Origin of the sequence: Demequina pilifera, from assembly GCF_048814985.1 — a bacterium.
Lineage (GTDB): Bacteria > Actinomycetota > Actinomycetes > Actinomycetales > Demequinaceae > Demequina.
Genome location: NZ_JBMDTW010000002.1, coordinates 457,802 through 481,174, shown reverse-complemented (window position 1 = coordinate 481,174; position 23,373 = coordinate 457,802). Strand labels below are relative to the sequence as shown.

Below are 23,373 nucleotides of genomic sequence, written 5' to 3'. Positions count from 1 at the left end.
CCTCCTTAGGGAAATCTGCCCGTTAGCCTAGCCGGGTGATCCTCCCCTCGCCCGCAGCGGTGGCCGCTTCCCGCGAGCCGCTCACGTTCGCGCAGCTCGAGGGGATCGTGGGACCTACGCGGCAGCTCTCGCGGCTGGACGTGATGGCCACGTCGCCGTCCACCAATACGGCGCTGCTGAAGGCGCTGGCGGATTCACCCCCCGAATGGCCGCACCTGAGCGGGATCGTCGCCGACCACCAGACCGCGGGCCGTGGCCGGGCCGGGCGCGCGTGGGCCACCCCCCAGGGCGCGGCGCTGACCGTGAGCCTGGTGCTGCGTCCCCGGGCCATCGCCCCCTCGTCTCTGGGTTGGGCGCCGCTGGTCGCCGGGCTCGCCACCGTGCGCGCGCTGCGCGACCTGGGGGTGGGTGCCGCTCTCAAGTGGCCCAACGACGTGGTGGTCGAGGCCGGCGCCAAGGACATCCCGGGGTGGGGCCGGTGGCGCAAGACCGTCGGCATCCTGTGCGAGGGGGTCCCTGGGCAGAGCGCCGTCGTCGCCGGAATCGGCATCAACGTGTCGCAGTCGTCCGCGGAGCTTCCGGTGCCGCATGCGGCCTCGCTCGCGACGCTGGGTGCGACCGATCTCGACCGGGTGCGGCTGATGCGCTCCTTGGCCGCGCACCTGGGGGACGCGGTGGCTGCCTGGGAGGGGGATTCCGAGCAGGACAGCATCCGCCGCGAGGTCGAACGGGTGTGCGCCACCATCGGCTGGGACCTCGTCGTGGACGTCCCCGACGGGACTCCTGTGACCGGCTCCGCCGTGGGGCTGTCCGGCTCGGGCGCGCTGCTCATCGACACGGGTGTCGAGGTCCGCGAGGTGCTCGCGGGTGACGTGCGCGTGCGACGCACCTGACACGCCCCCACCACGGTGCCCCGTGGGGCGCACACAGGGTGCGGGCGAACTGTCCTCGCACGCCCGCGATCTCGACACGCGCCGGGACAACGGGCCCAAGGTCCTGTCGGGCGCTGTCGCTAAGGTGATTGCCAGGGAAAGGACCCAGCCACCTACAGGAGGCGCGCGTGATTCATGTCATGACTCTGGCGTCGCTGATCGGCGCCGTGCTCGCCGTGGGGCTCGGCGCCTACCACTGGCGTCGACGTGCGCAGAACGAGCTCTCCGGACCCTTGGCACTGGCGATGTTCTGCGGTGCGTGGTGGGCGCTCATGCAGGCGGTGGTCGTGTGGGGGCGCTGGGACCCCGCGCGCGTCGGCGCCGCCTACGCGATCCTCCCGGGCCTCGCGGTGCTCGTCGCGTGCACCGTGGTCTACGCCCTCGTGCTGACCGGGCGCCATCGACGGGTCACGCGCCGGCTGATGGTCTTCCTCAGCATCCACCCCGCGGTGATCGTGCTCGCGATCGCTGCGGACCCGTGGCTGCGCCTCGTGTACCCGACGGTAGGAGAGAACGCGGACGGGCGATTCGCCATCGAGTTCGGGCCGCTGTTCTGGTTCCACTCGGCGTACTCGTACGGCCTGCTGCTCGCGTCCGCCGTGCTCATCGCGCTCTCACTGCTGAGGTCGGTCCGTGGCCACCGTGCCATCTTCGCCATCGCCCTCGTCGCCCTCCTGCTCCCGTTGCTCGGCAACACGGTCCTGCTCCTCGCCTCCGGGAGTGGGCGACTGGACCCTGGGCCGCTGCTGTTCCTGATCACGGCCGGCCTCTGGTCGTGGGTCGCGCGCTACCGCGCACGGCTCGATGTTGTGCCCGTCTCGACCCGGGATGTGCTGGCGGCGCTCAGCGACGGGGTGGTCGTCGTGGACGCGACTGGCGTCATCATCGACGCCAATCCGCGCGGGCACGATCTGCTGGCGCGGCTGCGGGCCAAGGGCGCGAACACGGGGACCGTCCTCGGACGCAGCTGGGAGGCGGTAGTCGACGATAGATACCTCCGGCTGCTTGCCGGCGTCGACCAGCGATTGCTGGTGCTCGACGACAGCACCGTGTTCGACGTCCGACTCGAGCGCATGCACTCTTCCGAGGGGCGCTCGCGTGGCGCCGTGGTCGTGGCGCGAGACGTCACCGAACTCGAGCGGCTCCGCGAGGAGCTTGCGGAGCTCGCGGTCCGCGACACTCTCACCGGACTGTTCAACCGCCGCCACTTGGGCCCGTCGCTCGAGGCTGCCGTCGCGGCCGCGGAGGCGAGCGGTTCGTCGCTCAGCGTCGTGATGCTCGACGTCGACCGGTTCAAGCAGGTGAACGACGCTCACGGGCACGCGGTCGGCGACGCGGTCCTCGAGCAGGTCGCGCGTCTCCTCGGCGCCGGGGTCCGGGACCAGGACGTGGTCGCGCGCTCCGGAGGCGAGGAGTTCGTGCTGGTGCTGCCGGGAGCGAGCGGGGCGCAGGCGGCCGACCGCGCCGAGGCGCTGCGCGCACGATGCAGCGCGCACGAGTTCGAGACGGATGCCGGACCCCTGCATGTCACGGTGAGCCTCGGGGTGGCGGAGTATCGGCACGGCATCACCGCCGACGACCTGCTCATCCAGGCGGATAGGTCGCTGTACGAGGCGAAGGCCGCCGGCCGCGACCGCGTCCGCATCGCCGTGTGACGGCACCCGCATACGCGGCTTGGGCGCTGGAGGACAGCTCCTCCCACTTCTCCGCCGGCGCGCATCCCAGGGGGCGTTCACGGAGCGTTTGACCCCATTGCCGCCTCCCAGTGGGCGATGAGCGAGGCCGTCTGACCCTCGCCAATGTCACGGAACGGTCACGCCTGTGTCACAGCACCGTCATCTTCCGACAGAACGTGCGGCCGTCCGCACAGGTTGTGCGATCTCGACCTGGGTCCCGGTGCTCCGTATGGAGACTTCCATGGACGCGTTCTTCGGCTCGCCCCAGGCGGGCGGAGAGCGTGGACGGCCCGCATGGCGGGCGCGAACCCGGCGGCAATGCGTTCGCGGGTGGCTATCGATGACGAACAGGAAAGGGACGGGCCAATGAAGGTCATACCTATGAGAGGGATCGCCGCTATTGCGGGCGTGGGTCTTGCGATCTCCGTTGCCGGGTGCAGCGCGGATGAGACAGAGGACCCCCAGCCCAGCGAGACGGCTGCGGCGACCGGCGACTACACCGAGCGTGAGGTCTCCGACGGCACCACCGATTTCGTAATCGTCGAGAACCCGAACGGCGGCGCACAGCTGTCGTATGGCGCCGAGGGTGGCATGACGATCCTTGAGGAAGAGGTCGACGGCTCGACCTACGCCTTCAAGGACATGAACGCCAACGGCGAGCTCGACCCCTTCGAGGACTGGCGCCTCGAGCCCGCTGAGCGCGCCGCCGACCTGGCGCCGCAGCTCTCGGTGGAGCAGATCTCAGGCCTCATGCTGTTCAGTTCGCACGAGGGCTCGCCTGGCGACGGCCTCACCGAGCCGCAGGAGACCTACCTGGCCGAATCGCACCTGCGCAACGTGCTCAATGCGGGCTCTTCCGATGTTGAGGACAACGTCACCTGGGTCAACGAGATGCAGGCGTACGTCGAGTCGCTCGCCACTGCCGACGCCCCTTACGTTCCGGCCAACTTCTCGTCGGACCCCCGCTCCGAGGCGGGCGCGAACGACGGCTACACGGTCGCCGGAGAAGGCGTGTCTCTGTGGCCGTCGATCCTGGGACTCGCGTCGACCTTCTCGGCGGAGACGGTCGAGGAGTTCGGGCGCATCGTGTCTGAGGAGTACCGCTCGCTGGGCATCTCGAACGCCCTGAGCCCGCAGATCGACCTGGCGACCGAGCCGCGCTGGCTGCGAGTCTCCGGCACGCTCGGCGAGAACCCGGAGCTGGCCTCCGAGCTCGCTGCGGCCTATGTCAAGGGCTTCCAGGGCACGTACGACGAGGACGGCGAGCTGATCGGGTTCGGCCTTGACTCGGTGCCGACCACGATCAAGCACGCGCCCGGTGATGGCGCCGGCGAGGGTGGGCGCGAGTCCCACACCGACCCCGGCAAGTACGCGGTGTTCCCCGGTGACAATTTCGAAGAGCACGCTGCCGTGTTCGCTGCGGCCTCCGACGCGCTTGCTCTCATGACCAACTACTCGATCATGGTCGATGGCGACGGTGAGCCCCTCCTCGAGGGCGAAGCTGTCGGTACGGCTTACAGCCCCGAGAAGATGGCCTACATCCGCGACGAGATCGGCTTCGAAGGTGCGATCGTCACCGACTGGGGTGTCATGGAGAACCCCGCCGAGGGCGGCACCGGATGGGGCACCGACGAGCTCGAGCCCGTGGAGCGCTACTTCGAAGTGATCGCGAACGGCACCGACATGTTCGGCGGCGTGAACGACTCGGCCCTGATCCTCGAGGCCTACGACCTGTGGACTGAGCGCTTCGAGGCAGGCGAGGTCGACATCGACGCTGACACCCGCTGGCAGGAGTCCGGCACCCGTATCCTCACGAACTACTTCGCACCCGGCCTGGTTGACAGCCCGTTCGTGGAGCTCGAGCAGTCGCTCGAGGTCGTCGGCGCGGCGGATTCGGTCCAGGCTGGTTACGACGCTCAGCTCGACTCCGTCGTGCTCGCGAAGAACGACGGCGTGATCGTCGAGGGTGCCGACTGGTCGGACAAGACCGTCTACATCCCGCACACCTCGGATGACGGATTCCCGTACCCGTGGGCACCCGCGCAGTACACCGAGGGCCCCACCATGGACATCGCGACCGCCGAGGAGATCTTTGGCACCGTGCTGACTGACGAGGTAGAGCTCGACGACGAAGGCGTGATCACCTCGATCACGGCGCCCGACCTGTCGGGTGCGGACCTTGCGCTTGTGGGTCTCCGCAGCCCCAACAACGGCAACAACTTCTCAGCCTCGGGCGTGGATGCCGAGACTGGCGAGTGGTACCCGTTCTCGCTGCAGTGGCGTCCGTACACGGCCGATGGCGACAACGTTCGCCAGACGTCGATCGCAGGCGACACCCTCGAGGATGGCTCGAAGGAGAACCGCTCGTACTTCGGCAACACCTCGCGGATCGGGAACGAGGCCGACATCGACGCGTTCGACCGCGCGGTGGATGCTATCGAGGCAGCTGGCGGCGACATCCCGCTCGTCACTGTGGTCAAGGCCAACAACCCAGTCGTCCCGACCGAGTTCGAGGCGCAGTCCAATGCAGTCATCGTGGGCTTCGGAGTCTCCGACGCCGCACTGATTGACATCCTGGTGGGTTCACACGAGCCCCAGGGCCGTCTGCCCATCGGCTTCCCGGCATCGATGGACGCAGTCGAGGCACAGCAGGAAGACGTCGGCCAGGACATGGAGACCTACGTCGACGCCGCAGGCAACGACTGGGCCTTCGGGTTCGGCCTGGACTACTCGGGAGTGATCTCCGACTAGACACTCCGTGAAACCCTGAGCGCGGCCAGCGGCCGCAGCGGCTGGCCGCGCTCAGGGCCATCGATCGGCCAGCCCGGCCAGACCGTGGCGGCGATCGGAGCAAGACCCGAGCAGGGGCCTACCCGGCTCGAAACCATGAAGGAGCAAAGATGAACACCCGCAAGTTGCGCACCACCGGACTCGCCGTGCTGATCGCCGCCACCGGAGCCTTCGGGCTCACCGCGTGCGCGAGCGACGACGAGGCCGCCACCGACACCGAGGCCGCACAGGACACCACGGTCGATGTCGCCGAGGACCTCGAACTCGCGCGGACCACTGTCCTGGAGGCGCTCGAGGACGACCCGAGCTGGACCCAGGTCATGCTGGCGAGCGACGTCGACGCCCCCACGCAGAAGTACGGCCTGCTCGTGATGCCGTACGTGCACTCCGACGCGACCGAGTCCGTCACCGGCACCGTCAACATCGACGGCAGCGACTTCACCATCGAGGCAGAGTCCGCAGAGACCGGCGACACCTGGCAGATCGACCAGGACGGCGAGATCTCCGAGGCCGCCGAATAGCACCGTGATGTCCGTGGCGGGCTCGCCCGGCTGATACCCAGCAGGGCGAGCCTCGCCGCCGCGGCCACGCTCCGGACGCGCGCATCGGCCCGTCCCCCAGAATTCTTCTCCCCGCTTCACCCCACTGAAGGAGACACGACGTGAACGCACGAGCGTCGAAGGACTCCGCCGCGAAGGCGCGCATGTCCAACAAGAAGTACCTGTCGATCTGGATCCCCATCATCGCGCTGGTGACCCTCATCGTCGTGATCGCGAACATGGCCTTGGTCACCGCGGGCGGCTGGGTGTCATCGCAGCTCGGGTCCGGCACCTACACGTTCACGAACGCCGAGGAATCTGCGGATTGGGACACGGAGTACTACGAGTCCGACTTCGCCGACATGGACGCCGTGGACGCGGCGGCCCGCGACCTCGTCGAGGACATCGTCGCGGGCGCGATCGTGCTGGCCAAGAACGAGGGCGAGGCGCTCCCCTTGGAGCCCGCCGGCCAGGTCACCATGCTCGGCCGCGCGGCAGCCGACCCGGTCTTCGGTGGCTCAGGCTCCGGCTCGGTGGACACCAACTCGGCGGTCACCGCGCGCGGCGGTCTCGAGAACGCCGGCTTCAGCATCAACGAGCAGGTCTACTCGACCATCGAGGCCTTCGCAGCGGACAACCCGCGCGGCTACATCGAGATGGACCGCCCCGACATCTCGACGTACAACATCGGCGAGCTGCCCGTGGACGCGTACGAGGCGCAGGCGGATTCGTTCGAGAACTACTCGGACGCTGGGATCGTCTTCATCGGCCGCCCCGGCGGCGAGGGCGGGGACCTCTCGCAGGACATCTCCGACGCCGAGGAGGGCGCAGAGCCCGGCCAGCACCAGCTCGAGCTGAACCAGGAGGAGCGAGACCTGCTCGCTCTCGCCAAGGACAGCTTCGACACCGTGGTCGTGGTGGTCAACGCCTCGACCACGATCGAGATGGGTGACCTTCAGGACGACGCCGGGATCGACGCGATCCTGCTCGCCGGCTCACCGGGCGCGACGGGGTTCAACGCGGTGGGCGGAGTGCTCAACGGAGACGTCAACCCCTCGGGCCACACCGCCGACCTGTGGGCGGCCGACTTCACCGCCGACCCGACCTTCGTCAACTTCGGCGACTTCATCTACGAGAACATCGAAGCGTCGTACCCCGTGTCAGCGACCGAGGCCGCCACGTCGAACGCGACGGTGACGTCGGATGCGCCGTTCGTCAACTACGCGGAGGGCATCTACTACGGGTACCGCTACTACGAGACGGCCGCGGCCGAGGGTTTCATCGACTACGAGGACGCGGTGGTGTACCCGTTCGGGTACGGCCTCAGCTACACCGACTTCGCGTGGAGCATCGCTGGCACCGAGCAGGGCGAGGTCGACGGCACCATCGCCGTCACCGTCGATGTCGAGAACACTGGCGAGGTCGCGGGCAAGGACGTGGTGCAGCTGTACTACTCCGCCCCGTACACGCCGGGAGGCATCGAGAAGGCCGAGGTGGTCCTGGGCGGCTTCGCGAAGACCGACACCATCGAGCCTGGCGCCACCGACTCGGTGACCATCGAGCTCGCGGTCGAGGACATGGCGTCCTACGACTATCTGGACAACGCGGCCTACGTGCTCGAGGAGGGCGACTACGCGATCAGCGTGCGCACCGACTCCCACACCGTCGCGGAGGGCACGGAGGAGTTCACGTACACGGTCGACGAGACCGTCGTGTACTCCGGCGAGAACCACCGTGCCTCTGACGAGGCGGAGGTCACCAACCAGTTCGACGACGTCTCCGCGCAGTTCACGGCGGACGGCGCAGACGGCACCATCCAGGTGATGTCCCGCGCGGACTTCGCGGGCACCTTCCCGACCGCGCCGACCGCCGAGCAGCTCGTGGCCGACGAGGCGATCATCGAGGGCTTCGAGGCATGGGATGCGGAGGCGGCGGCCGAGGCATTCGAAGGGGAGGCTCCCACCACCGGCGCCGACTCGGACCTGGCGCTCATCGACATGCGTGGGCTCGACAAGGACGACCCGCAGTGGGACGAGCTCATGGGCTCGCTGACGGTGGGCGAGATGACCGACATGCTCCTCAACGGCGCGTACCAGACCGCCGGCATCGGCTCCATCGCCAAGCCGCAGACCCTGGAGCCGGACGGCCCTGCGGGCTTCTCCTCCTTCATCAACGCGTCGATCAACGGAGTCGCCTACCCATCGCAGGCGCTCATCGCTCAGTCCTGGGACGTCGAGCTCGGCGCCGCGATGGGCGAGATGCTCGGCAACGAGGCGCTGCAGAAGGGGATCAACGGGTGGTACGCGCCCGGCGTGAACCTCCACCGGTCACCGTTCGGTGGGCGCAACTTCGAGTACTACTCGGAGGACCCGGTGCTGTCGGGCGTGCTGCTGACGTCGGTCGCCAATGGCGTGGCGACCAAGGGCGTGTACACCATGGTCAAGCACTACGCGATGAACGAGCAGGAGACGAACCGCGTCAACAACGGCATCGCGACCTGGGCGACCGAGCAGACCATCCGCGAGATCTACCTGAAGCCCTTCGAGATGGGCGTCAAGAACATCACGATGGACGTGCAGTACCTGGCGGACGACCAGGGCACGGTCGAGGAGACGACGATCGGTGCGGGCGGAATGATGAGCTCGTTCAACCGGATCGGCGCCACCTGGGCTGGAGGGTCGGTCGCGCTCATGGACACCGTCCTGCGCGACGAGTGGGGATTCGAGGGCTTCGCCATCTCGGACTTCAACCTGTACCCGTACATGAACCCGAACGAGGGAATCCACGCGGGCACCGACCTCACCCTGACGTTCCAGCCATCGAAGTCGTTCGATGACACGAGTTCCGCGAAGGCGGTGACCGACATCAGGGAGGCGACGCACCACATCCTGTACACGGTCGCGAACTCGAACGCGATGAACGGGCTCGCGCCCGGGGCGACGGTCGAGTACACGCCGCCGACCTGGGTTTTCGTCCAGATCATCGCCACCGTGGTCATCGGCCTGGCTCTCGCCGGGATCACCGTGATGGTCGTACTGCGCGTACGCCGTCACCGACGGACCGCCGACGGACCTGGATCGGCGCGCGCAACCGCCTGATCCGCGTTGGCGTCCACGCGGTGCCGGGCCGACGACCCAGTCGGCCTGGCACCGTGCCGGACCTACCGAACTGCGGCGACCCCGCACGCACCCACCACAGACGTTTCGAGACAGAGCAGGTAATGATGTCTGACGAGCTGACGCTCCTCGAGAAGGCCGCACTCCTGAGCGGCGAGAACATCTGGCAGTCCCGTGCCTTCCCGCACGCTGGCATCCAGTCGCTGTTCTTTGCCGACGGCCCGCATGGCGTGCGCAAGCAGACGGGCTCGGGCGACCACTTGGGCATCGCGTCCTCCGAACCGGCGACGTGCTTCCCGACCGCGGCGACGGTGGCGAACAGTTGGGATCCGGCGTTGGCCGAGGAGGTGGGGCGCGCCCTGGGTGCAGAGGCCGCCGAGCAGGGCGTCGATGTGCTCCTGGGGCCGGGCCTCAACATCAAGCGCAGCCCCCTGTGCGGGCGCAACTTCGAGTACTTCTCCGAGGACCCGTACCTGGCGGGCACGCTCGCCGCCGGCTACGTGAGGGGCGTTCAGTCGCAGGGCGTGGCCGCGAGCCCCAAGCACTTCGCCGCCAACAGCCAGGAGCTGCGCCGCATGGCCAGCGACTCCATGGTCGACGAGCGCACGCTGCGCGAGATCTACCTCACGGCCTTCGAGATCGTCGTGCGAGAGTCCAGCCCGCGCGTGATCATGTCGAGCTACAACCGCATCAACGGCGAATACGCGCACGAGAACGCGCACCTCCTCACCGGGATCCTCAGGGACGAGTGGGGATTCGATGGCGCCGTCATCACCGATTGGGGTGGTGGCAACGACCCCATCGCGGCGGTCCGGGCCGGCGGCGGTTTGGAGATGCCCTCACCGGGCCTCGACTCCGCTCGGCGGATCGTGTCCGCGATCGAGTCCGGCGAACTTGACGAGCACAGCCTCGATGCGCGTGCCGCGGAGCTGCGCGACCTGGCCCAGTGGGTCGCGGGAGGCGAGTCTGGCGGCGCCGAGCCCGGCGACCACCACGAGCTCGCGCGCCGCGCGGCCCAGCAGTCCATCGTGCTGCTCAAGAACGACGATGCGACGCTCCCGCTGGATGCGGGGGAGCGGGTCGCCGTCATCGGAGACTTCGCTGCGAAGCCGCGCTATCAGGGCGCCGGCTCGTCGCTGGTGAATCCGACCCGACTCGCCACCGCACTCGAGGCGATCGGGGCCTCGGAGCTCGACGTTCTCGCGTATGCCCAGGGCTTCGCGCGCACAGGAGCTGCGGACGAGACCCTCGCATTGGAGGCGGTCGAGGCCGCCACTTTCGCGGACACCGTGCTGCTGTATCTGGGCCTCGACGAGGTGAGCGAGTCCGAGGGCAAGGACCGTGACCACCTGTCGCTCAACCAGAACCAGGTCGAACTGCTGACGCGCCTGCGGGCCGTCAACGACCGGATCGTCGTGGTGCTCTCCGCCGGCGCGGTCGTCGAGACGCCATGGCTCGACGACTGCACGGCGCTGGTGCACGGATACCTGGGAGGCCAGGCCGGAGCCGCAGCGATGGTGGACGTGCTGACCGGCACCGTGAACCCGTCCGGGCGACTGGCGGAGACCTACCCCCTGCGTCTCGAGGACACGCCCACGCACGGCCACTACCCGGCGACCGGCGACACGGCCCAGTACCGCGAGGGCCTGTTCGTCGGCTACCGCTACTACTCCACGGCCGAGGTTCCCGTTCGCTTCCCCTTCGGATTCGGCCTGAGCTACACGACGTTCGGCTACAGCGACCTGACGGTGACCGATGCCGGTGCCACCTTCTCGCTGGAGAACACGGGCTCCGGCGCGGGCGCGGAGGTCGCGCAAATGTACGTGCGACGACTCTCGGACGGCGCGATCCGCCCGGCCCTCGAGCTCAAGGGGTTCTGCAAGGTGACCCTCGAACCGGGCGAGCGCGCGCGCGTCACCATTCCGTTCGACCGTCACACCTTCCGCACGTTCGACGTCAGCGCCGACCGATGGGTCAACGAGACGGGCGAGTACGAGATCGTCATCGCCGCCCACGCGGCCGATGCGCGGCTCACCGCGCGCTACGCGCTCACCGGTGACGCGCCGCAGCAGGTGCCCGCTGGGCTGCCGCACTATGCGTGCGGCGACGTCGCCGACGTGCCCGATGAGGAGTTCGCGCGACTGATCGGACGCAGCCTGCCCCAGGCCCGGGCCGATCGCTCCGACTTGGGCGTGAACGATCCGCTGCGTGCCATGCATGGCGCACGCAGCCCGCTGGCGCGCACTGCGGCCTGGGCACTGCGCGCGCTCATCGACCGCTCGGAGCGCAAGGGCTCGCCCGACCTCAACCTGTACTTCCTGTACAACATGCCGTTCCGCGCGATCGCCAAGATGACTGGCGGCGCTGTGAGCGCGCCGATGGTCGACGCGATCACGGCGATCGTGAACGGCCACTTGTTCCGCGGCTCCGGGCGCCTGGTGCGCCGCTTCTTCCGCAACCTGTCCGACGCGAAGCGCGTGAGGTCCGCTCTGGCGGCCGACGCCCAGCGCGCCCCGATTCACTAGGAGACTGACGATGCTGACACGAATACAGAGTGCTTGGGCCCGGTTCGTCGAGCGGCGCCCGGGGTTCGCGCAGTTCCTGATGTTCACGGTGTTCTCCCAGGCGGTGACCGTGCTGCAGCTCGCGCTGATGCCGCTGTTCCGCGCGTGGTTCAACACCACCTCGTTGCTGGAGACCTCGTTCCAGGTGCTCCCCGTCGGCTCCGACGTGGACGGCTCGCAGTACTACATGTTCGACTACCCTGCGGGCGAGCTGCCCGAGGGCGGGGGAGGGCTCGCGTATTTCCTCGCGGTGCAGATCACGCTGGCGATCGCGCAGATCATCAACTTCTTCCTGCAGCGCAACATCACCTTCAAGTCCAACACCTCGCCGTGGATCGCGGCCATGTGGTACTTCATCGCCTACGTCGCGATCACCTTCATCGCCGCGGCTGCGCAGGGCTTCTACAAGGCCCCCGTCTACGACTTCTTCATCGACACGCTCGGCTGGGGATCGACGGGTGAGACGACCGCGGACGTGCTCACCATGATCATCTACGCCGCGATCTCCTTCTGGGTGTTCTTCCCGATCTTCAAGATCATCTTCAAGCGCACGCCCGAGGACGGGTCCAGCGACGGTGCTGAGCTCACTGCCGATCAGGGTACGGTTTCCACCGCCGCACGCGCTGCGGGCACGAATTCCGGCGACCACACGCCGCAACCGTAGGGAGCCTGGAATGACCACCCTCAGCGTTGTCGTGCCGTCGTACAACGCCGCCGAATGGATGGAGCGCTGCGTCGACTCCCTGCTCTCTCTGGGAGCCAGCGACCTCGAAGTGCTCATCGTCGACGACGGGTCGACAGACGCGACGGGCGCGATCGCGGACCTGTACCAAGCCGCGCACCCGCACGTGGTGCGGGCGATTCACAAGGCCAACGGCGGACACGGCTCCGCCATCAACATCGGGCTCGACGAGGCGCGCGGTGCGTATCTCAAGGTCGTCGACAGCGATGACTGGGTCGACGCGTCCGCCCTCGCCACCCTGCTGGACACCCTGCGCGGGTTCCTGGCCAGGGGCGAGAGCGTGGACCTGGTGATCAGCAACTTCGTGTACGAGAAGGTGGGCCGGCGGCGCAAGCGCGCCGTGCGGTACGGCAACGTGCTGCCGAAGGGACGGGTCTTCTCGTGGGATCAGGTGGGCAGGTTCCGTACCAGCCAGTTCCTGATGATGCACTCCCTGGTGTACCGCACACAGGTGCTGCGCGACTGCGGCCTGCGCCTGCCGGAGCACACCTTCTACGTCGACAATCTGTACGTGTACGAGCCGCTCCCGCATGTGAGGACGCTCTACTACCTCGATGTGGACCTGTACCGATACTTCATCGGGCGTCCGGACCAGTCGGTCAACGAGCAGGTGATGATCAAGCGCATCGATCAGCAGCTCAAGGTCAATCGGATGATGATGGACGTCGAGGTGAGCCCGTACGAGGTGACACCCGCCCTGTACCGATACATGCTGCATCACCTGCAGATCGTGTGCGTGATCTCGTCCACGATGCTGCTGCGCTCGGGCCGCGACGAGGACTTCGCGCGCAAGGTCGAACTGTGGCGCGCCATCCGGTACGACGACCCTGCGGTGTACCGGCGCCTGCGCCGCACCACGCTCGGCCACTTGGTGAATCTGCCCGGCCGTCCTGGCCGCAGGGCGTCCGTGGCCGTATACCGGGGTGCCGCCTGGGCGCTGCAGCTGAACTGACGCCTCGGCTCAACCGAGCACGACCACTCGCTGAAGGGAGCCGCGTGACCCTGCCCCCGCATCGGCCGCCTTGGCGCCGTCGGTGGCGGACCCGCTAGCGGCCGCGCGCCGCCGGAGCGGCCGTCGTGGCATCGGTCTTGACCGGAATGAGGGCGCGCATCGAGAACCACCGGTCCTCGGCGCGCGCGGTGAGCGACCCACCGTACTTCTCCGCAGTCTCGCGCATGTTCTTCAGCCCATAGCCGTGGTGCGAGGCCTGGGCCTTGGTGGTCTGGGGCAGTCCGTCCACGAACGTGACCGGGCCCTCGAAGTAGTTCTCGATCTTGATCATCGTCAGGCGATCCTGACGGTAGATCGCGACGCGGATGAGCCGCTGCTCGGGATCTGTCAGCCGACCGGTCGCCTCGATCGCATTGTCGAGGGCGTTGCCGACGATCGTGACCAGGTCCATGGGATCCATGCCGTTCACGGCGGTGCCGTCAGCGACGCACATGAGGGTGATCCCGGAGCGGTCGCACTGCTGCTGCTTCGCGGTGAGGATGGTGTCGAGAACGCTCGAGCCGGTGTCGAGCATCGATTGCTCGTATCCCCGGATCGAGTCCTCGAGCTGGTCCACGAATCCCGCGCGGCGGTCGGGATCCGCTTCGGCCCGGATCGCATGGATGTAGTGCTTGAGGTCGTGATACTTGCGGTTGACCTCGTCGATGTCGTGCTTGGACTGCAGGTACCGCTCGCGCTGATGGCGCAGCATCATGCTCACCGCGCTGACCTCCGCGGATCGCTGGAGCGCCAGGCGTTGGCCGCGTAGGGCGAACAGGATGACGAAGCCGCACAGATCCACGAGGGTGCGGATGTAGAAGATCTCGGGGTCCAGGCGCCCTGAGAACGGCGTCGACGTGGTGAAGAAGCTCAGGTTCGACATCATGAAGGTCACGATGGCGACCGCGCTCGCGCCGACCAGGCCTCGGGTGTCGATGGGCAAGCGCTGATCGCGCGGAAAGTGTCGGGTCTCGGCCCAGTAGGCTCCGCCGAACCCCGCGGCGTAGACGAACGCCAGCATCACGATCCACCCGGCGCCCTCGGTGCTGTCTCCGTAGAAGAACACGTGCAGCTGCCACTCGAGGGACGCCACCAGTTCGCCGAGCACGAATGCGCGGGCCAGCAGGTCACCGCCCTCGCGGGGGCTGGCGTCCGCGCACAGCATGATCAGCCCGTACATCGCCGCGACGGCCAGGGCCATGCCGAGCGTCCAGAGTTCAAGGGGGAGCTGGCCGGCAACCCACTGAATTCCGAGCAGCAGCGCCAGTCCGCCCGTCAGCGCGCCGACAAGTGGCACGCGTGGAAGCCGCTTGCGCATCAGCATGATGTAGACCACGCACGCGGACCACTCCGCAAGTGCTGTGACCGACCGGGGGATGTCCGGAAGAGCGTCCTCGATCAATGCACTCGTCCGCCGACGTGGTCGGCCAGCGCGTCGAGGAAGGCGCGCCTGCGCGGGCGGCTCACGGCGAGCACGTCCCCGTCCACCATCGTGCAGCTGGTGGAGTCCACGCTCGTCACATGGCTCATGTTCACCAGATAGCAGTTGTTGGAGCGGAAGAAGGCCTTGCCGTCGAGCTCCGCCTCCATGGCCTTGAGCGTGCCACTGAAGGAGTACTCGCCGTTCAGCGTGTGGATGGTGATGCGATGCTTGATGGATTCGACGTAGACGATCTGGCTGGTATCGAGCCGCGTCAGGGTGCCGGCGACGTTCACCACCACCGTCTCCGGCATCGCTTGGCGAACCCGGCCCAGGGACCGGCGCAGCTCTTGCGCGAACGCGAAGTAGGGGACCGGCTTCACCAGGTAGCTCAGGGCATCGACCTCGTAGCCCTTGATGGCGTACTGCGCCATGTTCGTGACGAAGATGATCACCACGTTGGGGTCCGACTGGCGCAGCCGGCGCGCCGCCTCGAAGCCATCCATGCGCGGCATCTCGACGTCGAGGAGCAGCACGTCGAACTCGGGTCGATACGCGTGAACGAGGTCCTCGCCGTCCTCGAACTCGTGGGTCGAGAACTCGACGCCGTTCTCCTCGGAGTAGCGCGCGAGGTGATTGAGGAGGTCCTCGCGGTTGGACCGCTGGTCCTCCACGATGCCAACGCGGATCACGTCACTCTCCCGCTCTCTCGTTGCTTGGTGCCGGTCGGGACCGCCTAGAAATCCTATCAACGCGCCCGCTCCGCTCGGCCCGCCCCTTGGTCCCGCCCCTGCGCCCCACTCGACCTCGTCCCCTCCGCCTTGGCGCGGCAGCGGCCACTCCGTGTCGATGTCTGGGCGTGCCTGGGTCCTGGCGCTCCTTGAGTGTCGAAACATGCGCCGACCGGGCGGTAGCGTTCTCGATCCCACAGCCAATGCCACATAAACGGGCACCCGTTCGGCTTGACGGGTACCCGTATGAGTGGTTTTATGTTGAAAGAGGCCCGATGAGGCGCCTACGGGAGCGACAGGGGAACCGATGTATGCAGCGGAGCGACAACAGCGCATCCTGAACCAGGCACGCGCTGCAGGCCGGGTCGACGTCGCCGCACTCGCGGAGGACCTCGGAGTCGCGAGCGAAACGGTGCGCCGCGACCTCACCTCGCTGGAACAGCACGGTTCCCTGCGTCGAGTCCACGGCGGAGCGATCCCCGTCGAGCGTCTCGAGATCGAACCCACTCTCGCCACGCGCTCCGGTCGCCTCGCGGACACCAAGCGACGCATCGCCGCCCATGTCCTCGACCACATCCCGACCGGTGCCACCGTCGTGCTCGACGCCGGCTCATCCGCGCTCGCGGTGGTGGACGCCTTGCCGCCGGACAGGGAACTCAACGTCATCACGAACTCCGTCGCCGCCGCCAAGGCCTTGAGCTCTCACGCGGGGGTCACCCTCTATGTCCTCGGCGGTCGGGTGCGGGGCGTCACGGGAGCCGCCGTGGGCGAATGGACCACCGAGGTCCTGAGCGGCGTCGTGGCCGACGTCGCCGTTGTCGGCACCAATGGCATGTCCGTGCGCCGTGGTCTCACCACGCCGGATCAGGCCGAAGCCCAAGTCAAGCGGGCCCTGATCGCCTCGGCACGCCGCGTGGTGCTCGCCGCCGATTCGAGCAAGGCTGGCGACGATCATCTTCATCGGTTCGCGGACCTCGCGGAGGTGGACGTGATCGTCACCGACACGGGCCTTCCCGATGACGTCGTGGAGGAGATGCGCGCCGTCGGGCCGCAGGTGGTGAGGTCATGATCGTCACCGTCACCCCCAACCCCTCGATCGATCGCGCGGTCATGATCGAGGCGTTGCACCCCGGCGAGGTGCACCGGGCGACCGCCAACCGCATCGACCCCGGCGGCAAGGGCGTCAACGCCTCTCGCGCCCTCGCGGCGCAGGGCGCCGAGACCACGGCGGTCCTGCCGATCGGCGGGCCCGAGGGTCACCTCCTCGAGGAGCTTCTCGACCACGACGACGTCCCACGGCGCAGCGTCCCCGTTTCTGGGGCCGTGCGCATGAACATCAGCATCCTCGAACCCGACGGCACCACGACCAAGCTCAACGAACCAGGCCCCGATCTCGACACTCACGAGGTGCAGGCGCTGCTCGAGGCCGCGCTGGGTCTCGCGGGCGGCGCCGACTGGATCGTCGGCTGCGGCAGCCTGCCGCCGGGAGTGCCAGCCGACTTCTACGCCTCGTTGGTCATGGCCGCGCGTGAACGCGAGGTGAGAGTCGCGATCGACTCGTCGGGTCCGTCGATGTCGGCAGCGATGGCCGCACGGCCCCACCTGATCAAGCCCAATAATGAGGAGCTCGAGGAGCTCGTGGGCGGGGACCTCGCGACCCTGAAGGACGTGCGCGACGCGGCGCGGTCCCTCGTGGATGCCGGCATCGAGATCGTGGCCGTCAGCCTCGGCCAGGACGGCGCGCTGCTGGTCACCAGCGACGAGGTCGTGCACGCACATGCTCGGGCGCGGGCACCGCTCTCCACCGTGGGCGCGGGCGACTGCATGCTCGCCGGCCTGCTCCACTCGCTCACCCAAGGACTTTCGGCCGCGGACTCCCTCGCCGTTGCCGTCCGCTGGGGAACCGCAGCCGTCGCCCTCCCGGGCAGCGGCGTTCCCCGACCGGAGGATCTTCGGGACGTCGATGTCACCGTCGACACCTCGCCCTCCCTCACCTATCGCCTGGGTCACTGACCCGAAAGGATGCACTCATGCCCCTCATCAATGAGAGCCAGGTCGTACTCGACCTGATCGGCGCAGATCGACACGCAGCGACGCGTGTGCTCGCCGAACGCCTCGTCGCCTCCGGGCGCTGCACCGACCTCGACGCATTCCTCGCCGACGTCCGCACCCGCGAAGAGACCATGGCCACCGGCCTCCCAGGCGGCATCGGCATCCCCCACGCCCGGAGCGCGGCGATCACCGAGCCGTCGCTCGTGTTCGGTCGGGCGTCCGAGGGCATCGACTGGGGCGCCAAGGACGGCCCAGCGACGCTGGTCTTCCTGATCGCCGCGCCCGAGGCGGGCGGCGATGCGCACATGCAGATGCTTCCCAAGCTTGCGCGTGCCCTCATGAAGTCCGAGTTCAAGCAGGCGCTCGCGGCCGCCACGACAGAGGCCGAAGTGGTCCGCCTCGTCAACGACGAGGTGGCGCTCGACCCTGCGCCCGCGGACGCCGCTGCCGCCAAGTCGGAACCCGCCAAGCCGGCCCCCGCCGCGCCGGCGGAGACCGCGAAGGCCTCGACCGCATCGGCCGAGAAGAAGCCGCTGTCGATCGTCGCCGTCACCTCGTGCCCGACGGGCATCGCCCACACCTACATGGCGGCCGAGGCTCTCGAACGCGCCGCCAAGGACGCGGGCCATACCATCAGCGTCGAGACGCAGGGCTCCGCAGGTTCGGACCCGCTGCCGTCGGACGTCATCGCCTCGGCCGATGCCGTCATCCTCGCCCACGACCTGGAGGTCAAGGACAAGGGCCGCTTCGCCGGCAAGCCGACGGTCGACGTCGGCGTCAAGAAGGGCATCTCCGACGCCCCGGCGCTCGTGGCCCGCGCGGCAGAGTTGGCTGACGAGTGGGCCAAGGACCCGTCGCTTGCTGCAAAGGCGAGCGGTCCCGTCGCCGCCAGCGGCCTCACCTCGAAGGCGGACAGCAGCATGAGCACGGGCGTCAAGATCCGCCAGTGGCTCATGACCGGCGTCTCCTACATGATCCCGTTCGTCGCCGCGGGCGGCATCATGATCGCCCTGTCCTTCATGCTGGCGCAGGTCGCCATGGGAGAAGAGGGTGCGATCGAGATCGTCCAGTATGGGCTGGGCGCCGAGGGCGAGTACGACATCGCCCAGAGCTTCTCCGTCGCGAGCCTCACCTCGTGGGCCGCGCTGCTCTTCGTGATCGGCGGGGCGTCCTTCGGCTTCCTCGTCCCGATCCTGTCCGCGTTCATCGCGTTCGCCATCGCGGACCGTCCCGGCCTGGTGCCCGGACTCGTGGGCGGCTCGATCGCCGTGACCATGGGCGCCGGGTTCCTCGGCGGCATCGCCACCGGGTTCCTCGGCGGCTTTCTCGCCAAGTGGGTGTCCAGCTGGAAGGTGCACAAGGGCGTGCGCGGGGTGATGCCGGTCGTGGTCATCCCGCTGATCTCGACGCTCATCACCGCAGGCCTGTTCATCACGCTGCTGGGCCGCCCGATCGCGGCGCTGAGCGACGCACTGAGCGACGCCCTGGGCAGCATGGGCGGCACCAGCGCCGTCATCCTGGGCGCGATCCTGGGCGCCATGATGGGCTTCGACCTCGGCGGCCCGGTCAACAAGGTGGCGTACACGTTCGCCACGACCGGACTGGCCGCCGCCGGCGCGGTGGCCGACGCCCCCGAGCTCAAGATCATGGCCGCGGTGATGGCGGCCGGCATGGTCGCGCCGCTCGCGATGGCGCTGGCGACCACGCTGCGACCGCGGCTGTTCTCCGAGCCCGAGCGCGAGAATGGCAAGGCCGCATGGCTGCTCGGCGCCTCGTTCATCTCCGAAGGCGCCATCCCGTTCGCCGCCTCCGACCCGGTCCGCGTGATCGCGTCCTCCGTGGTCGGCTCATCCATCACGGGTGGCCTCGCGATGCTGTTCGGCGCCACGCTGCGCGCACCTCACGGAGGAATCTGGGTGCTGCCGCTGATCGGCAACTTCCTGCTGTTCCTCGTCGCGCTCGCGGCTGGTGTGCTCGTCACCACCGCGATCGTGCTCGCCCTCAAGTCTCGCGACCGGAAGGGCGTCCACGACCCGCTGCTGTCCGAGAACGAGACCGCCCCCGCGGTCGCCTGACACCCCGTCAACAAAGGAGCATCACCATGCCGCAGAAAACAGTCACCATCGCCTCATCCGTCGGCCTGCACGCGCGTCCTGCCGCGCTGTTCGTGGACCAGGCGAGTGCCACGGGTCTCGACGTCGAGATCGGCCGGCCCGGCGAGGACCCGGTCGACGCGACCAGCATCCTGGGCGTGATGGCGCTCGGCGCCAAGCACGGCGAGGAGGTCGTGCTCAGCGCCGAGGGAGAGGGCGCCGACGAGGCCCTCGATTCGCTCGTGGCGCTGCTGTCGCGCGACCTCGACGCGGAGTAGGAGAGCAGTCATGGTCGCTCCCGAGAGTCGCCACGGCATAGGCGTCAGCCCAGGCTCCGCGTCCGGGCCGGTGGTGCAGGTCGCACCGCCGGTCAGGCCTCCCGCCGACGAGCCGGCCCCAGCGGACGCCGACGCCGCGGTCGCCGCCATCCGTGCGGCGCTGGAGTCCGTCGCGGTCTCTCTCGAGGAGCGTGCGGCCCGCGCCGACGAACACGCTCAGCAGATCCTCAAGGCCACCGCGCTCATCGCGCGCGACAAGGGGCTCATGAAGGCGGCGACCAAGGAGGTCGGTGCCGGCGTGGGGCCGGCGAACGCCATCGCGGCCGCCGTCGAGTCCTACGCCGCGCAGTTCGAGCAGCTCGGTGGCTACTTCGCCGAGCGCGTGACCGACCTGCGCGACGTGGGCGCCCGCGCGATCGCGGCCGTCCTGGGCGTGCCCGCGCCAGGGGTGCCGTCGTTCACGACCCCGAGCGTCATCGTCGCCCACGACCTCGCCCCTGCTGACACCGCGGTGCTCGACCGGGCACTCGTGGTCGGGATCGTGACCGAGGGCGGCGGCCGCACAAGCCACACTGCCATCTTGGCGGCGCAGATGGGCATCCCGGCCGCGGTGCAGGTGCCGCGCGCCACGGAGATTCCTGCCGGCACCCTGGTGGCACTCGACGGGGACACGGGTGCGGTCACCATCGACCCGCCCCAGGACTTCCTCGACGAGCTCAAGCGCAAGCGCGAACTGAGGCTCGACGCCTTCAGCCGGGCCACGGGACCGGGGTCGACCCGGGACGGCCACCCCGTCGCGCTGCTGGCCAACATCGGCGGCGTCGACGACGCCGAGAGCGCAGGCGAACTCGACCTCGAGGGTGTGGGCCTGTTCCGCACCGAGTTCGTGTTCCTCTCCGCCGACACCGCCCCCACAGTCGAGGAGCAGACCGAGATCTACCGCCGGGTGTTCGCGCCCTTCGAGGGCCGGCGCGTGGTGGTCCGCACTCTCGACGCTGGAGCCGACAAGCCGCTCGCGTTCGCGGACCTCGGAGAAGAGGAGAACCCCGCGCTCGGCCGCCGTGGCCTGCGGATGTCCGCGGAGCGTCCCGACCTGCTGGACGCGCAGATCGAGGCCCTCGCCATCGCCGCCCGCGAGACCACCGCGGACGTGCGCGTCATGGCGCCCATGGTCGCCACGGCCGAGGAGGCGGCGTGGTTCGCGCGCCGCGTTCACGAGAACGGGCTGCCGAAGGCCGGCGTGATGATCGAGGTGCCCGCGGCGGCGCTGCGCGCAGAACACGTGCTCGGAGAGGTCGAGTTCGGCAGCCTCGGCACCAACGACCTCGCTCAGTACACGATGGCGGCGGACCGGATGCAGGGCGAGCTCGCGGACCTGCTGGACCCCTGGCAGCCAGCCGTGCTCGACATGATCGCGCACGCCGCGGAGGGCGCTCAGCGCGCGGGCCGGCCGCTCGGCGTGTGCGGGGAGTCCGCGGGGGAACCGCTGCTCGCGCTGGTGCTCGTCGGACTGGGGATCACGAGCCTGTCCATGGCGCCGAGCAAGGTGCCGGCCGTGCGTGTCGCGCTCAGCATGCACGATCTCGCCGACTGCCAGCGCCTCGCGCACGTGGCCCGCAGCGCTCGCGAAGCTGGCCTCGCGATCGAAGCCGTGCGGGAGGCCGCGAACCAGGAGTTCACGCGGATCCTCTAGCGAGGCGTCGACAGCGGCGGTCGAGCGTGTGCTCGACCTGCGTCAGTCCCCGGTCATGGCGAGTTGCGGGTCGAGCACCGACGTGGACTCGACGCTCACCGCGGCGACCTCGCGCGGCCCGGGCACGGAGGAGCCCGGCAGGGCGACGGCGGCGCTTCCCCAGCGCACCGCCTGCTCGAGAGCGGCCGATGCGGGCGCGCCTTGGGTGACGGCGTCCAGCCATCCGGCGAGCAGGCAGTCCCCGGCGCCCACTGTGGACAGGGGAGCGGTCACGTGGGCGCTCGCATGGATCGCGCCGTCGCGCGTGACCGCGATCGCTCCCTGGGCGCCGAGACTCACGAGCACGGTCGCGACACCGGCGTCGACGATCTCTCGGGCCGCATCCACCACCTCAGCGAGCCGTGTCAGCGGGCGGCCTGCGTGGTCGGCGAGTTCGTGCAGGTTGGGCTTGACGAGGTCGGGGCCAGCGGCGATCGCCCGTGTGAGCGCGGCGCCAGACGTGTCGATCGCCACCGACACTCCGCGACGGCGTGCCCGAGCCACCAGCTCCGCGTACACCTCGCCGTCGAGACCAGGCGGCAGCGACCCGCAGCCGACTGCCCAGCAGGCGCGGTCGAGGCGCGCATCTGCGGCATCCAACATGAGCGCGGCGTCGGCGGCCGTCGAGTAGCGACCCTGCTCGTTGACCTTGGTGGTGGTGCCATCGTCTTCGACCAGCGTGATGTTGGTGCGCACTGCTCCGGCCAAGGGAACGAGGTGGTGCGCGACGCCGGCCTCGTCCAACAGCGCGGAGAAGGTCGCCGCGATGTCCCCGCCCGCCGGCACGACCGTGACCGTGGACGCGCCGTTGGCGGCGAGCGCCCGGGACACGTTCACCCCCTTGCCGCCGGGATCATCGCGAAGCGCCAGGGCCCGATGGACGCCGCCGCGCCGCAACTGCTCGAGCGAGATCGTGCGGTCCAGGCTCGGGTTGGGGGTGAGGGTGACGATCACGCGCGCGCCACTTCGACCCCGACATCCTCGAAGTCCTGCGCCGTGTCGTCGTCCAGCGAATCGTCGCTGATGACGAGCGCCAGGTCCTCCGTGTGCGCGAACCGGTGCAGGTGCACCTGCCCGGCCTTCGACGCATCGGAGACGCAGACGAGCCGCCGCGCAGCCGTCGCCATCGCTCGCTTGGCCGCGGATTCGGCTTGGTCCGGGGTGGTGAGGCCGTGCTCCACGGTGAAGCCGTTGGCGCCGACGAAGGCCACGTCGACCGTGACGTCGGTGAGGGCGCGAGTGAGCCACTCGCCGACCGCCGCACCGGTGCGGCGGCGCACACGGCCGCCGAGCATCATCAGCTCGGTGCGCTCTCGGCTCGCCAGGTGCGCCGCGATGTCGATCGAGTTGGTGATGACCGTGAGGCGCAGGTCCGGCGGCAGCGCGTGCGCGATCGCAAGGGTCGTGGTGCCCGAGTCGAGCAGCACGGTGTCGCCCTCGTGCAGCTCCTCGACCGCGCGCGCGCCGATGCGACGCTTGCGTTCCGCAAACTGGGTCTGGCGAGCTTCGAGGCTGGGCTCGAGCGTGAGCCTCTCGACGGGCAGCGCACCGCCGTGCACGCGCCTCAGCACCCCCAAGCGTTCGAGGGACGTGAGGTCGCGGCGCACGGTCTCGACAGTGACCCCGAACTCTTCCGCGAGCAGACCCACCTCGACCCGCCCCCGCGAACGGGCCGTCGCAAGGATGGACTGCTGGCGTTCCTGCGCATACATGGCGG

17 protein-coding genes are annotated in these 23,373 nt (G+C 68.9%); 13 read left to right on the top strand and 4 right to left on the bottom strand.

Annotated elements, in window-relative coordinates; translation table 11 throughout:
- The first annotated feature begins 35 nt into the window (after window positions 1–35).
- The 8 genes from ACNI14_RS05005 to ACNI14_RS04970 all read left to right on the top strand — a co-directional run bounded on the left by ACNI14_RS05005 (window position 36) and on the right by ACNI14_RS04970 (window position 13,311).
- Window positions 36–893, top strand: a complete 858-nt coding sequence (locus ACNI14_RS05005; protein WP_420518850.1) for a biotin--[acetyl-CoA-carboxylase] ligase — start codon at window positions 36–38, stop codon at window positions 891–893.
- A 167-nt stretch (window positions 894–1,060) separates the two neighbouring features.
- Window positions 1,061–2,587, top strand: a complete 1,527-nt coding sequence (locus tag ACNI14_RS05000) for a histidine kinase N-terminal 7TM domain-containing diguanylate cyclase (RefSeq protein ID WP_420518849.1) — start codon at window positions 1,061–1,063, stop codon at window positions 2,585–2,587.
- A gap of 402 nt (window positions 2,588–2,989) precedes the next feature.
- The gene (locus ACNI14_RS04995) at window positions 2,990–5,359 is read left to right on the top strand and encodes a glycoside hydrolase family 3 N-terminal domain-containing protein (RefSeq protein ID WP_420518848.1); all 2,370 of its coding nucleotides are present in this window, start codon (window positions 2,990–2,992) and stop codon (window positions 5,357–5,359) included.
- 149 nt (window positions 5,360–5,508) lie between these two features.
- A complete protein-coding gene (locus ACNI14_RS04990; protein WP_420518847.1) occupies window positions 5,509–5,919 on the top strand; it encodes a hypothetical protein in 411 nt (136 codons plus the stop codon).
- 140 nt (window positions 5,920–6,059) lie between these two features.
- A complete protein-coding gene (locus ACNI14_RS04985) occupies window positions 6,060–9,035 on the top strand; it encodes a glycoside hydrolase family 3 C-terminal domain-containing protein (protein ID WP_420518846.1) in 2,976 nt (991 codons plus the stop codon).
- Window positions 9,036–9,160: 125 nt separating this feature from the next.
- Entirely contained in the window at window positions 9,161–11,578 is a 2,418-nt protein-coding gene (locus ACNI14_RS04980; RefSeq protein WP_420518845.1) for a glycoside hydrolase family 3 C-terminal domain-containing protein, read from the top strand.
- 10 nt (window positions 11,579–11,588) lie between these two features.
- The gene (locus ACNI14_RS04975; protein ID WP_420518844.1) at window positions 11,589–12,281 is read left to right on the top strand and encodes a GtrA domain-containing protein; all 693 of its coding nucleotides are present in this window, start codon (window positions 11,589–11,591) and stop codon (window positions 12,279–12,281) included.
- A gap of 10 nt (window positions 12,282–12,291) precedes the next feature.
- On the top strand, window positions 12,292–13,311 hold the full coding sequence (locus tag ACNI14_RS04970) for a glycosyltransferase family 2 protein (RefSeq protein WP_420518843.1): 1,020 nt from the start codon (window positions 12,292–12,294) through the stop codon (window positions 13,309–13,311).
- Window positions 13,312–13,405: 94 nt separating this feature from the next.
- On the opposite strand, the gene ACNI14_RS04965 is transcribed toward ACNI14_RS04970, so the two are convergent.
- Both ACNI14_RS04965 and ACNI14_RS04960 read right to left on the bottom strand, forming a co-directional pair.
- Window positions 13,406–14,752: an ATP-binding protein gene (locus ACNI14_RS04965; RefSeq protein WP_420518841.1), complete on the bottom strand. Its 1,347-nt coding sequence runs from the start codon at window positions 14,750–14,752 to the stop codon at window positions 13,406–13,408.
- Complete coding sequence (locus ACNI14_RS04960) at window positions 14,749–15,462, bottom strand: LytR/AlgR family response regulator transcription factor (protein ID WP_420518840.1); 714 nt, start codon at window positions 15,460–15,462, stop codon at window positions 14,749–14,751. Before ACNI14_RS04960 ends, ACNI14_RS04965 begins: the two co-directional genes overlap by 4 nt.
- Before the next feature lie 346 nt (window positions 15,463–15,808).
- Between ACNI14_RS04960 and ACNI14_RS04955 the strand changes: the two genes are divergently transcribed.
- Genes ACNI14_RS04955 through ptsP form a run of 5 tightly spaced genes read left to right on the top strand, consistent with a single transcriptional unit; the run spans window position 15,809 to window position 21,617 of the window.
- Entirely contained in the window at window positions 15,809–16,570 is a 762-nt protein-coding gene (locus tag ACNI14_RS04955; protein ID WP_420518839.1) for a DeoR/GlpR family DNA-binding transcription regulator, read from the top strand.
- Window positions 16,567–17,514 (top strand): 1-phosphofructokinase, encoded by a 948-nt coding sequence (gene pfkB / locus ACNI14_RS04950; RefSeq protein WP_420518838.1) that lies wholly within the window; start codon window positions 16,567–16,569, stop codon window positions 17,512–17,514. The genes ACNI14_RS04955 and pfkB (ACNI14_RS04950) overlap by 4 nt, the downstream gene beginning before the upstream one ends.
- Before the next feature lie 17 nt (window positions 17,515–17,531).
- Window positions 17,532–19,628: a PTS fructose transporter subunit IIABC gene (locus ACNI14_RS04945; RefSeq protein WP_420518837.1), complete on the top strand. Its 2,097-nt coding sequence runs from the start codon at window positions 17,532–17,534 to the stop codon at window positions 19,626–19,628.
- A 26-nt stretch (window positions 19,629–19,654) separates the two neighbouring features.
- Window positions 19,655–19,924 (top strand): HPr family phosphocarrier protein, encoded by a 270-nt coding sequence (locus ACNI14_RS04940; protein WP_420518836.1) that lies wholly within the window; start codon window positions 19,655–19,657, stop codon window positions 19,922–19,924.
- Window positions 19,925–19,934: 10 nt separating this feature from the next.
- The gene (gene ptsP / locus ACNI14_RS04935) at window positions 19,935–21,617 is read left to right on the top strand and encodes a phosphoenolpyruvate--protein phosphotransferase (protein WP_420518835.1); all 1,683 of its coding nucleotides are present in this window, start codon (window positions 19,935–19,937) and stop codon (window positions 21,615–21,617) included.
- Window positions 21,618–21,659: 42 nt separating this feature from the next.
- On the opposite strand, the gene pfkB (ACNI14_RS04930) is transcribed toward ptsP, so the two are convergent.
- Together pfkB (ACNI14_RS04930) and ACNI14_RS04925 are read right to left on the bottom strand one after the other, a co-directional pair.
- Window positions 21,660–22,610 carry a 1-phosphofructokinase gene (pfkB, locus tag ACNI14_RS04930; protein ID WP_420518834.1) on the bottom strand — a complete coding sequence of 317 codons (951 nt, stop codon included), beginning with the start codon at window positions 22,608–22,610 and terminating at the stop codon, window positions 21,660–21,662.
- A complete protein-coding gene (locus ACNI14_RS04925) occupies window positions 22,607–23,368 on the bottom strand; it encodes a DeoR/GlpR family DNA-binding transcription regulator (protein WP_420518833.1) in 762 nt (253 codons plus the stop codon). Before ACNI14_RS04925 ends, pfkB (ACNI14_RS04930) begins: the two co-directional genes overlap by 4 nt.
- Window positions 23,369–23,373 lie beyond the last annotated feature (5 nt).